Source organism: Mucilaginibacter sp. PAMB04274 (assembly GCF_039634385.2).
Classification (GTDB): Bacteria; Bacteroidota; Bacteroidia; order Sphingobacteriales; family Sphingobacteriaceae; genus Mucilaginibacter.
Map to the genome: position 1 here is coordinate 4,006,838 of NZ_CP155081.2, position 12,312 is coordinate 4,019,149.

The 12,312-nt window shown below is 45.0% G+C and carries 11 protein-coding genes; 10 read left to right on the forward strand and 1 reads right to left on the reverse strand.

The genetic code is table 11. The annotated features are described in order from the left end of the window. Positions 1-45: 45 nt before the first annotated feature. The 4 genes from ABDD95_RS16840 to ABDD95_RS16855 all read left to right on the forward strand — a co-directional run bounded on the left by ABDD95_RS16840 (position 46) and on the right by ABDD95_RS16855 (position 4,510). Positions 46-636 carry a HupE/UreJ family protein gene (locus ABDD95_RS16840; RefSeq protein ID WP_345948502.1) on the forward strand — a complete coding sequence of 197 codons (591 nt, stop codon included), beginning with the start codon at positions 46-48 and terminating at the stop codon, positions 634-636. Then, positions 633-2,981 (forward strand): M1 family metallopeptidase, encoded by a 2,349-nt coding sequence (locus tag ABDD95_RS16845; protein WP_345948503.1) that lies wholly within the window; start codon positions 633-635, stop codon positions 2,979-2,981. Before ABDD95_RS16840 ends, ABDD95_RS16845 begins: the two co-directional genes overlap by 4 nt. Before the next feature lie 127 nt (positions 2,982-3,108). Next, positions 3,109-3,903, forward strand: coding sequence for a hypothetical protein (locus ABDD95_RS16850; RefSeq protein WP_345948504.1), 795 nt, complete (start codon positions 3,109-3,111; stop codon positions 3,901-3,903). 58 nt (positions 3,904-3,961) lie between these two features. Then, a complete protein-coding gene (locus tag ABDD95_RS16855; protein WP_345948505.1) occupies positions 3,962-4,510 on the forward strand; it encodes a hypothetical protein in 549 nt (182 codons plus the stop codon). An 87-nt stretch (positions 4,511-4,597) separates the two neighbouring features. Here ABDD95_RS16855 and ABDD95_RS16860 read toward each other — a convergent pair whose 3' ends face one another. Further along, complete coding sequence (locus tag ABDD95_RS16860; protein ID WP_345948506.1) at positions 4,598-5,491, reverse strand: phytanoyl-CoA dioxygenase family protein; 894 nt, start codon at positions 5,489-5,491, stop codon at positions 4,598-4,600. Positions 5,492-5,742: 251 nt separating this feature from the next. Here ABDD95_RS16860 and ABDD95_RS16865 point away from each other — a divergent pair, with 251 nt between their 5' ends. The 6 genes from ABDD95_RS16865 (at position 5,743) to ABDD95_RS16890 (ending at position 12,269) form a co-directional block, all read left to right on the forward strand. After that, positions 5,743-6,786, forward strand: a complete 1,044-nt coding sequence (locus tag ABDD95_RS16865; RefSeq protein ID WP_345948507.1) for an NAD(P)-dependent alcohol dehydrogenase — start codon at positions 5,743-5,745, stop codon at positions 6,784-6,786. A gap of 178 nt (positions 6,787-6,964) precedes the next feature. Next, entirely contained in the window at positions 6,965-7,510 is a 546-nt protein-coding gene (gene msrA / locus ABDD95_RS16870; RefSeq protein WP_345948508.1) for a peptide-methionine (S)-S-oxide reductase MsrA, read from the forward strand. Positions 7,511-7,613: 103 nt separating this feature from the next. After that, positions 7,614-8,423: a 5'-nucleotidase, lipoprotein e(P4) family gene (locus ABDD95_RS16875; RefSeq protein ID WP_345948509.1), complete on the forward strand. Its 810-nt coding sequence runs from the start codon at positions 7,614-7,616 to the stop codon at positions 8,421-8,423. An 82-nt stretch (positions 8,424-8,505) separates the two neighbouring features. Next, a complete protein-coding gene (locus ABDD95_RS16880) occupies positions 8,506-10,941 on the forward strand; it encodes a bifunctional YncE family protein/alkaline phosphatase family protein (protein WP_345948510.1) in 2,436 nt (811 codons plus the stop codon). A 37-nt stretch (positions 10,942-10,978) separates the two neighbouring features. Further along, positions 10,979-11,845, forward strand: coding sequence for an aldose 1-epimerase family protein (locus ABDD95_RS16885; RefSeq protein ID WP_345948511.1), 867 nt, complete (start codon positions 10,979-10,981; stop codon positions 11,843-11,845). An 85-nt stretch (positions 11,846-11,930) separates the two neighbouring features. Next, on the forward strand, positions 11,931-12,269 hold the full coding sequence (locus tag ABDD95_RS16890; protein ID WP_345948512.1) for a hypothetical protein: 339 nt from the start codon (positions 11,931-11,933) through the stop codon (positions 12,267-12,269). Positions 12,270-12,312: the final 43 nt, after the last annotated feature.

The window sequence follows — 12,312 nt, forward strand, 5'->3', positions numbered from 1 at the left end:
TGCACAAATTAAGTTATTATTATTGGTAATTTTTATTTTGAGCCGATGCACGATTTCTCTTTATATTTTGAGCTGGGCTGGCAGCACATCTGCGACTGGCAGGGATACGATCATATCCTGTTTGTGATGGTCCTCTGCGGCACTTATTTACTGTCTGACTGGCGTAAAGTGCTTGTTTTAGTTACCGCCTTTACCATAGGCCACTCCATTACCCTGGCCCTTAGCGCACTGAACATTATACATGTTAACACGTCGCTTATTGAGTTTTTGATACCGGTTACCATTGTTATCACCAGCTTAATTAATATCATTAAAAAGAAGCGATCAAACACCACCGTGCGGCTGTCTTACATACTGGCATTGTTTTTTGGCCTTATACACGGATTAGGCTTTTCAAACTATTTAAAAAGCCTGTTAGGAAGCAGTACCAATATTACGGCCCAATTACTGGCCTTTAACGTAGGGCTGGAGTTTGGGCAGGTGCTCATTGTACTCTGCATCCTAATCGTATCATTTATTTTACTCAATATCGCTAAAATTCAGCGGCGCGAATGGACATTATTCCTGTCATCTGCTATATTTGGCATAGCGTTAATTATGTGCATTGAGCGCTATGCTCTTATTCATTTTCGATGAAAAAATTTTACTACTTACTGGCGGGCTCACTCTTGCTTTCTGCTGCAACACAAGCCCAGCAAATTCAAAACAACCCGGGCTCAAACCACGGCAATAAGTTCGAACAGTTAGGCAGCACCTACCTGGCCGACCCTAATATGTACCGCTCGGCATCGGGCGCTCCAGGGCCCAAATACTGGCAACAGAAAGCTGACTATGATATTGTGGCCAAGCTGGATGATGACAAGCAGCGCCTGGACGGTACCGAAACCATTACTTATTATAACAATTCGCCCGACCCGTTAACTTACCTTTGGTTACAGCTTGACGAGAATGAGCATAAAAAAGATGCCGAAAGCGCCAAATTTGACGAGAGCCGTATGCAGGATAAAATGAGCCTGCGCCAGCTGCAAAGCATTATGGGCCACAACCTCGATTTGGGTAACCATATTGTGAGCGCTAAAGATGCCGCCGGCAATCCGCTTAAATACACCATTAACCAAACCATGATGCGCATTGAGCTGCCGCAAACTTTGGCACCGGGCGCAAAATTCACATTTAAGATTGCGTGGTGGTACAACATATCAGACCGCCTAACCATTGGTGGCCGCGGTGGTTACGAGTACTTCCCCGAGGATAAGAACTACCTGTACACGATGGCGCAGTGGTACCCCCGCATGGCCGTGTATAGCGATTTTCAGGGCTGGCAAAACAAGCAGTTCACCGGCCGTGGCGAGTTTGCGTTAACCTTTGGCGATTTCAAAGTAGCCATTAACGTACCAGCCGACCACGTGGTAGATGCTACCGGCCAGTGCTCTAACTACAGCGCGGTATTGAGCGCGGCCCAGTACAAACGCTGGCAGCAGGCACAAACCTCGTACAAGGAACCAGTTGAGGTGGTAACATTAGCAGAAGCCCGCAACGCTTTAAAAGGCCATGCCACTGCACGCAAGGTGTGGAACTGGCATGCCGAAAACGTACGCGATTTTGCCTGGGTTTCATCACGCCGGGTGGTGTGGGATGCTATGGCTACCCAAATTGATGGTGGCCGCAAGGTAATGGCTATGTCGGTTTACGGGCCTGAGGCTTATCCACTTTACCGCCGTTACAGCACCAAGGTAGTAGCGCATACAGTGAAAACCTATTCAAAATACACCATTCCTTACCCATATCCTTGCGCTACATCCGTTGAGGCCAGCAACGGTATGGAGTACCCCATGATTTGCTTTAATTACGGCCGTGCCGAAAAAGATGGCACTTATAGCGAGGCTACTAAAAATGGTATGATTGGCGTAATTATTCATGAAGTGGGCCACAACTTCTTCCCGATGATCGTGAACTCCGACGAGCGCCAATGGACCTGGATGGACGAAGGCTTGAACACTTTTTGCCAGTACTTAACCGAGCAGGAATGGGATCCTACTTTCCCGTCTAACCGTGGTCCGGCGTACAAGATTGTAGATTACATGAAACTACCTAAAAACGAGCTGGAGCCTATCATGACCAACTCGGAGAACATACAGCGTTTTGGACCAAATGCCTACGCTAAACCTGCTACTGCGTTGAACGTGCTGCGCGAAACGGTAATGGGCCGCGAACTGTTCGACTATGCCTTTAAAACTTACGCCAAGCGCTGGGCTTTTCACCACCCTACCCCGTCGGACTTTTTCCGCACCATGGAAGATGCCTCGGCCGTGGATCTGGACTGGTTTTGGCGCGGCTGGTTCTATGGAACCGATCCGGTTGATATTTCTATAGACAGTGTAAAATACTACCGCCTTAACACCAAAAACCCGCAGGTAGAAGGCAATTACGACCGTGCTCAGTTTGACCGTAATTTAACCAATATCAGCACCACTCGTAATAAAGCTGCCGGTACCCGTTTTGCCGTAGAGGCCGATACTGCCCTGCAGGATTTTTACAGTAAGTGGGACCGCTTTGCCGCCACACCTATGACCGAGCAAAGCTACAAGGCCATGTATAATGCCTTAAGCCCCGAAGAACGCAAATTGTATGATAGCCAAAACTATTTTTACGAACTAAGCTTCAGCAACAAGGGCGGCCTGCCTATGCCACTGTTTATTGAGTGGACTTATGCCGACGGCAGCAAAGAGCTGGAAAAAATATCGGCTTATATTTGGCGCCACAACGAGCTGAACGTAACCAAGGTTTTCGCCAAAACAAAAGAGGTGAAAAGCATACGTTTAGACCCTTACCGCGAAACCGCCGACATAAACGAAGGCAACAACAGTTGGCCGCAACAATATACCCCAACCCGGTTTGAGCTTTTTAAACAGCAAAACACCATACGGGGCGCCAGCACCGGCGGCAACCCGATGCAGGATTCGAGAAAGACAACACCATAAAAGAGAGAGCCGGTTGAGAGACCGGCTTTTTTTGTAAGCCGATAAAAGCGCCAGGATACATATCCAAAACACTGGCTGAACAAAGCTGAAGTTTAGCGGTTATAATACTATAGCTGAAGCTTTTGTCATGAGTCAACGCACTTACCTTTTTCGGTCAACCAACGGCCATCGCGAAGTACTGGCCGAAATCAAAAACATGATTCCGTTTTTCTGGCTCACGCTTATCAGCAAGTCAGATCTGCAAGCGAAAGTTCCGGAAATTAGAAAAGCCGCCGAGGCTTGGGAAGATGAAGCTGCTTATGAGCAGTACATGGATGCTCATCCCGGAGCTACCCATATTAAAGTGCCGGGCACACAGGCCATAGCAAATGCACAAGCGGCCGTTCCGTTCATTCAAAGCTCCTTTCCGCATGTGGCCGAATTGTTTAGCGACTTTATAACTTACCTTACCCAGCACCTTAAACCCGGCGATGACCTGGAACTTGATATTATTGCTTTAGCTGATTTTTCAGGGATAGAGCAATTTATCGACACGCTTATGATGCAGCTAAGCTGTATAGAGCAAAAAAAAGCCAAACCCATCAGTGGTAACTTTGAGGGCGATGTAAAATATAGTTTGACCGGATACGCCGGCGACTTTGAAAAGCAATCGCCCGGATTCAGAAAAATTGCGCAGGTAAAAAACCAAGTGCACCGGAAAGGACCTGTTAAGCAAATACCCCTTACCAGCGCGCAACTCCGGTCCAGGCATATTAAAAGCATCATTTTACTGCTTATTGGCGTCGCAACAAGCCTGCTGTCCATATTATACATGGTAAGGCATCAAATAACATTTTCATTTACCATATTGGCACTGGCAGGTGTAGTTTGTATATGGGAGGGTGTTGCCAAGCTTCGAAGCCGATTTTATGACGTGTGGTAAACAGCATTGTAAAATAGGCATGAAAACAACGTACCGTCTTTTTTCTAACAACATTTTCTTGAATACCATTGCCTTGCTCTTTCTTTTAATAGTCTTGAGCATGATTGCGCAGGGAATATTTATACTCGCCCAACGCGGGGCGAGCTACTTCACGTCAGAGAATATACTTTATATGCCGGCTCTATTAGCTTTATTAATCTTTGAAAGCTGGCTATTAACTTCCTCTGCTTTGCCTTTAATAATAATTGATAAAAGAGGAGTTACGGCCTATTCGCTTTTTTGGAAAAGAACAATAGCATGGAAGGATTTGCGTATGGTTAGATTATTAAAAGTTAAAAACAGTTATCATCCCAACGGATCTGCGATACACTTCGAAAATACCAAGGAACCCGAAAAGAAAAGCGTAGCCATATTTAACAAAGGTGTACGGGTTAACACTTTTATTTTAATGTCTGCCGGTAATTGGCAAACGCCACAAAACACTATCCTAACAAGAGGATTATACACTCACCGTAAACTTGCCGGCCGTGATGCAATAGTTTTTGAATATGATGAACGAAGCTGGGAACTGATCCAATATATGCGCACTCAACAAGCACTTATTTAATACAGCAGGCAAGCACAAAGCTAAGTAAGGGCACACAACCACATACAGCGATTTTAAGACACAATGCTCTTAAACGCCTGTCGTTGATTAACCAACAAAAAGCTCTGAAAAGGCAGCTATAATGTAACTTAACATACCCGCAGTTAGTTTATGCCTTCGCTGGTATAAGTTCCTGAATAAATAAACCCCTACGGCCTTTGCCTTTCGGGGTAAGTTGCCGATGCTTTTATACCTGATCAGCTTATTCACTTTATACTGGTCGGTTCCGCTTACTAACAGGCACTCTGCTTCGGTTTTTTGCCATACAATTTTGGGTAGTGCAAAACTGTTCAATACCCTGGCCTTTTGATCGGGACGGCAGTATTGCAACAACAGTGCATGGCGTTTGTGGGTGGTGTTATTGCGCGTGGCATGCCATAGCTTGCCCGAAAACACAAAGAATTCGCCGTCGGCTATATTGAGTTCAACCAGTTCAGCAGCAGGGTTTTCACTTTTTGCCAATTGTAAAAGCTCCGCATCATTGCTTGTATCTACACCACTGCTTTTCAAATCATCCGGACTAAAGCCGAATAAATGCGAGCCCGATATTACCTTCATGCACTCCCGGGGTTTTACGTTGCGGAGCGCAACCCAAACCGTTACGCCGTTCCATGCCTGGTGTTCGATATCTACATGCCATGGATGTATAACCCCCGGACTTTGTTTAATGACCTGGCTGCCAGATAAGAGTATATCGTCGCCCAGTAAGGTTTTGATACGGCCTATAATCTCAGTTTGAGAGGCAATATCGGCAATGGTTTTGTTCATAGTATGCCTGCCTTTTACATAAGGCAGCAACAAATCAGACCAGCGTTTCTCCCTGGATACCAATAGATCGGCTTCCTGCTTATTGTTGATAGGAAACGGACCCGCAAACCCGTCTCTTTCAAATTCGTAGGTGTTCAGCATATGATGATTCGGATTGTGAAAATATATGGCCATTATGATGGCTTTTACATACACAATTTAGCGCGAAATGTTCGGCTATATCCAATGTTTAATCAATCGCTCACAAGTTGTAAAATATGTGAAGAAAAGTGAGAAAAAACCACAAAACATCAAGCAGAAAACTCCAAATCCGGATGTATTTAACCTTTTTAAACTGGCATAATATAGCTGAGTTTTATTTAATATTACTTTGCGCAAGCAAAAGTTAAACGCTAACTGTTCATTTTTGCAAAAACAATACATTTATGACCTTAGTAAAAGCATATGCTGCACCTGCAGCAGACCAACCTCTTTCTCCATACTCGTTTGAACGTCGTGAACCTCAAGCAGAAGATGTGGAGATTGAAATATTATATTGTGGCGTTTGCCACTCTGACATTCATACCGCCCGTAATGAGTGGGGCGGTACAGTTTACCCAGCCGTTCCTGGTCACGAAATTGTGGGTAAAGTTACCCGTGTAGGCAATAACGTTACACGGTTTAAAGAAGGCGACACAGTTGGTGTTGGCTGCTTTGTTGATTCGTGCAGGCATTGTACAAATTGCAACAACGACCTTGAACAATACTGTGAAAACGGGCATACACAAACCTATAACTCCTTAAGTCAGGATAAACAGTACGTTACCAAGGGCGGTTACTCAAGCCATATTGTGGTTACGCAGCACTTCGTCCTTTCCGTATCAGACAAGTTGCCCCTCGAAAAAGTAGCGCCATTACTATGCGCCGGCATAACAACTTACTCACCGTTGCGCCACTGGGGTGTAAAAGCGGGCGATAAGTTGGCCGTTGTAGGATTAGGCGGTTTAGGGCACATGGCCGTTAAACTTGCGGCATCTATGGGTGCTGAGGTAACTATGTTAAGTCGTTCGGCAAGTAAAGAGAAAGATGCTACCGAGTTAGGTGCACACCACTTTAAGCTTACCACCGATAAAGACACGATGGCAGGCCTGGCCAATAGCTTCGATTTTATTATCGACACCGTATCGGCACAGCACGATTATAATGAATATCTGGCTTTGCTTAAAACGGATGGAGTGATGATATTATTAGGAGCACCTGCAGAACCATCGCCGGTGGCGGCATTCCCACTAATTATGGGCCGCCGCAGCCTGGTTGGCTCGCTGGTTGGTGGTATCAAAGAGACCCAGGAAATGCTTGATTACTGCGCAGAACATAACATAACGTCAGATGTGGAAGTGATAGACATTAGCCAGATTAACGAAGCTTACGAGCGCACGTTGGCTGGTGATGTACATTACCGTTTTGTGATAGATATGGCTTCTCTGTAAATTGAAGCACTTATCTATAAAATTAAAAAGCCGGCTTTGCCGGCTTTTTAATTTTACGGCAATCATGAGCTAATTCCCATAATAAAAAACCATTGCTAGAAATAGCGCCTTACAAACAAACTTACACGTAGCCGACTGACGTGAAATTAAACTGGCATACTTTTCGTACACTAAGGTTATGAACTTACAGAAAGCCACATTTGGCAACGGTTGCTTTTGGTGTACCGAAGCCATTTTTCAAGCAGTTAAAGGCGTACAAAGTGTACGGTCAGGATATACAGGCGGCCATATAGATAACCCAACCTACATGCAGGTTTGCGAGGGTGACACCGGCCATGCCGAAGTAATTGAACTGAACTATGATGCCGACGAGGTAAGCTTTGAGGAACTATTGCTGGTGTTCTTTAAAACACATGATGCTACCACACTTAACCGCCAGGGCAATGATGTGGGCACACAATATCGTTCGGCTATTTTTTATCATAACAATGATCAAAAACAGCAGGCCGAAGCCATGATTGAACGCCTCACCAATGAGCAGGTGTTTGACAAACCAATTGTAACTGAGGTAACGCCCATCGGCGAATTTTACGAGGCCGAAGATTATCATCAAAACTATTTTAATGATAACCCAACCAAGCCTTACTGCGCTTTTGTAATTCAGCCCAAGCTTAACAAGTTTGCCCGGCAATTCACCGAAAAAGTAAAACCAGAGTTGTTGTAAAGGTTTCATATATTATAACACAAGGTCATTGCTACTTCATTGGAGCAATGACCTTTTTGTTTAGCAGCGGTTTGAGTAGCTTTGGCACTACAAAATAGTTATCATGAACAATCGCTACTCCTGCTTTCTTATAAGTCTCACTATACTGTCTGCCTGCAGTGCTACCCGCACTACGGTAACTACTCCAGGTGCCTCGACCGTAAATAACGGCAAGGTATGGGCATCTTTATGGCAGCAACGGGCGGCCGAATACAGGGCGCTGTGTTTTCAGGCTTATAACCTGGCTAAACTGCGGTTAGATGAAGCACTTAAAAACCCCGGCACTAAGCCATTGGCTGTAGTAACTGATATTGATGAAACAGTATTAGACAACAGCCCTTATGATGCACAGCGTGCTTTCAATAACCAAGAATATGATGCAGCCACCTGGAAACAGTGGACCGCCAAAGCCGATTGTGACACCGTTGCCGGAGCACCGGGCTTTTTTAAATACGCCGCCAGCAAAGGTGTAACGGTATTTTACATCACCAACCGCGATGAAGACGAACGTAACGGCACTTTAAAAAACCTGCAACGCTACAACATGCCCAACGCCGATACAGAACACTTAATGCTTAAATTGGGCAGTTCAAGCAAGGAGAGCCGCCGGTTGCAGGTGCTAAACAAGTATAATATTGTATTGCTATGCGGCGATAACCTGGCCGATTTTGATAAGCTGTATGATAACCATCCGGCAGAGCAAAGCCGGAATGCGACCACTACACAACTTACCCGGCAGTTTGGCAGCAAATATATTGTACTTCCAAATCCGTCTTATGGCGATTGGGAAGGCGCTTTGTTTAACTTTAATTACAAGCTTACACCCGCCCAGCGCGATTCGATCATAAAATCGCGCCTTAAGTTTGCTAATTAATAAGCTATTGTTAAGTTTTTGTTAATGGCATATATTGCCCGTGTTAAGCAGTATTTTTGGCTAGTAAAGGTCTTCTGCTATTATGAAAAAACTACTGATTTTAAGCGCAGGCTTACTGTTTTCATTTTGGGCTTGTGCACAACTGCCGGGCAAAACAGCCACAGGGCAGGTGTTACTGCCCAACGGCTGGAAACTGAGCCCTGCCGGCCGCTCGCTCCCCCTGGGCGATTTGCCACTAAACATCCAACTATCATCATCTGGCCGCTTGCTGGCAGTTACCAATAATGGCCAAAGCACGCAATCCATACAACTTATAGATCCAAAAAGCGAGAAGCAACTGGCCCAGCGTAAAGTGGCTAAATCATGGTATGGCCTGGCTTTTAGTGATGATGAAAAATACCTCTACGCTTCGGGCGGTAATGATAACTGGATATACCGCTTTGATTTGAAGAACGACAAGTTAAATAAGCCCGACACGCTACGCCTTGGCAAACCCTGGCCTAATAAGGTTGGTCCAACCGGTATGGCCCTTAACAAAGCCAATACCAAGCTTTATGTAGTAACCAAAGAAGATAGCAGCCTGTACGTACTTAACCCGCAAACCGGGCAAATTATTAATCAGCTTAAATTAGCAGCCGAGAGCTATACCTGCCTGCTTTCTGCAGATGAAAAAACGCTGTATATATCTTTATGGGGCGGCGAGAAGGTGGCCGTTTATGATACCCAGAGCCAGCGCATCATCAAAAGCATTAAAGCTGGCAGCCACCCCAATGAGCTGCTGCTAAATAAGAAGAACACTTTACTTTACGTAGCTAATGCAAATGATAACAGTGTATCGGTTATCAATACCCAATCACAAAAGGTTATTGAAACTATCTCGGCAGCTTTGTACCCTACCAAGCTAACCGGTGCCACTACCAACGGACTCGCTTTATCTGCCGACGGCAAAACCCTTTACATAGCCAACGCCGATAACAACTGTTTGGCTGTTTTTGATGTTACTAAGCCAGGTACCAGCCAAAGCCGTGGGTTTATTCCGGTGGGCTGGTATCCAACCAACGTAAAAGTGTTGGGTAATAAACTTTTAGTAGCCAATGGTAAAGGTTTCGCCTCAATGGCTAATCCTAACGGCCCGCAGCCTTTAAGCAAAACAGATAACAGCGGGCACCATATAGGCTCTATCAATAGCCGGGAGCAGTACATTGGCGGTCTGTTTAAAGGCACCTTGTCGATGATTGACCGGCCCGGGCCTGAACAATTGAAAGCTTATACGCACCAAGTATATGCAAATACGCCTTTTGATAAGCAAAAAGAGGTAATGGCAGCTGGCGAAGCGGGCAATCCTGTTCCGCGAAAGCCTGGTGATAAATCACCCATGAAGTATGTGTTTTACATTATTAAGGAGAACCGTACGTATGATCAGGTTTTGGGCGATATGCCCAATGGCAATGGGGATACCTCATTGTGCATATTTGGACAAAAGGTAACGCCTAACCACCATGCCATAGCCAGCAACTTTGTACTGCTCGATAATTTTTATGTGAATGCCGAGGTAAGTGCCGATGGACACAACTGGAGCACCGCCGCTTATGCTACCGATTTTGTGGAAAAAAACTGGCCTACCAGCTATGGCAACCGGGGCGGCACTTATGATTTTGAGGGCTCGCGCCAGGCAGCTTACCCGCGCGATGGCTTTATTTGGGATTACTGCAAGCGTGCCGGAATTAGCTATCGCACTTACGGCGAGTTTGGCGAATATGGTAAAGCTAACATTAAATCGCTTAGAGGCCATGTTGCTCCGCACTCGCCGGGCTTTAACATGGATATTAAGGATGTTTTGCGTGCCCGGCTTTGGGCCCAGGATTTTGACTCCCTTTTAAACATTAATGCTGTACCACGCTTTAATACCATACGCATATCAAACGACCATACCAGCGGGCAAAAGAAGGGCAAGTACTCCCCTACCGCTGCAGTTGCTGATAATGATCAGGCTATTGGCATGATACTGGAGCACCTGTCTAAAAGCCCGGTATGGAAAGAGTCGGTGGTTTTTATATTGGAAGATGATGCTCAAAACGGACCAGACCATGTAGATGCACACCGCTCGCCAGCATTTATAGCAGGCCCTTATGTAAAGCGAAATGCTGTAGTTAGCCAGATGTATTCTACTTCGGGCGTATTGCGTACTATTGAGTTGATATTGGGCTTACCCCCTATGAGCCAGTATGATGCTGCTGCAATTCCTTTATATGAGTGCTTTACTGCCAAGCCCGACTTCAGCCCTTACTTAAAAAAGCAGGCCTCTGTTGATTTGGAAAAACGCAACGTAGCTATTAACGAAAGCAGCAAGCGGTCGGAATTCTTCAACTTTGCCAAAGAGGACGCCATACCCGACCTGGAGCTTAACGAGGTGGTTTGGAAATACGTAAAAGGCGAAAAAGCTGTTATGCCGGCACCCAAACGAAGCGCTTTTGTAATACTCGAAGCCAAAAAGAAAGGTGACGACGATGATGATTAAATTAGTAATTTAGCATTATCTACATAACACCGAGTCTATGATTACTATCGAGAATGAGTATCTTAAGGTATCTATTACCACTAAAGGTGCACAGTTGGCCTCACTGTATAACAAAGCTACCCAAACCGAACATATGTGGCAAGCCAACGCAGATATTTGGCCATGGCATGCCCCTAACCTTTTCCCGGTGGTGGGCGGATTGGTGAATAACCAATTACATGTAGACGGTAATAGTTATACTTTACCCCGGCATGGCTTTGCCCGTCAATCAGAATTTACGGTGGCCGAGGCTGACCAGGAGCATGCAGTGCTCGACTTGACTTCTAACCATGATACCCTGGATGTATATCCCTATCACTTTTCTTTCCAGGTATTATATACGCTTATTGAGAATGCGCTTCGTGTTACTTACAAAGTAATTAATCAGGATACGAAGACCATCTACTTCTCGGTGGGTGGGCACCCGGCATTTAATGTTCCTTTTAAGGGCAAGGGCCAGTATGAAGATTATTACCTAGAGTTTGAATCTACGGAAAAACTGGAAAGCCACCTGTTATCGGCCGACGGCTTCTTTACAGGTGAAGCAAGGCCAATTGAATTGGACGGCAATAAGCTGCACTTAACGCGCGACCTGTTCAAAGACGATGCCTTGGTTTTTAAAGATATTAAATCAAAATTGATTACTATCAAATCGACACTTCATAACGAGACCCTGTCTGTGGAGTTTCCATACTATAAGCACTTAGGCATATGGGCTAAGCCCGGGGCAGATTTTGTATGTATAGAACCATGGTTGGGTTACGCTGATGCGGTAGGAGAACCGGTTGATATTAGCCACAAGCCAGCCATCCAAAAGCTGGACAAAGGGCATGTGTTTGAAGCTCCATATTATATTAGTATTTAACATGAAAATAATATTAGTTGAACTTTTTTAAAACTTTATACTCCGTAAAGCAGTTTTGCAATCAGTACAATTAATCTACAATCACATGAAAAAGAAAATTTATTTACTAATGACCGTTTTGATGTTAAGCTTTGTTGCTTTTACATCTCAAGCTGCAACTAACGACAATGGCGTTAACTACAAAGAGTATTATGCCACCAAAACCGTTGAAGAAAGAAATGCCCGCGTAGAGGAAATTAAAGCGCGTGTAGACGAAATCCGCTCAATGGACAAATCTCAGTTAAGCAAAGTAGAGCGCAAAGCCTTAAGAGCTGAATTAAAAGACCTGAAAAAAGAAGCTAACGCTGCTGCAACCGGTGGTGGTATCTATCTCTCAGTTGGTGCTATCATTATCATCATTTTAGTGTTGATCCTGATCCTGTAATCGGCTCCAATCGCATAAACAAAAAAGAGGGACTTTACGGTCC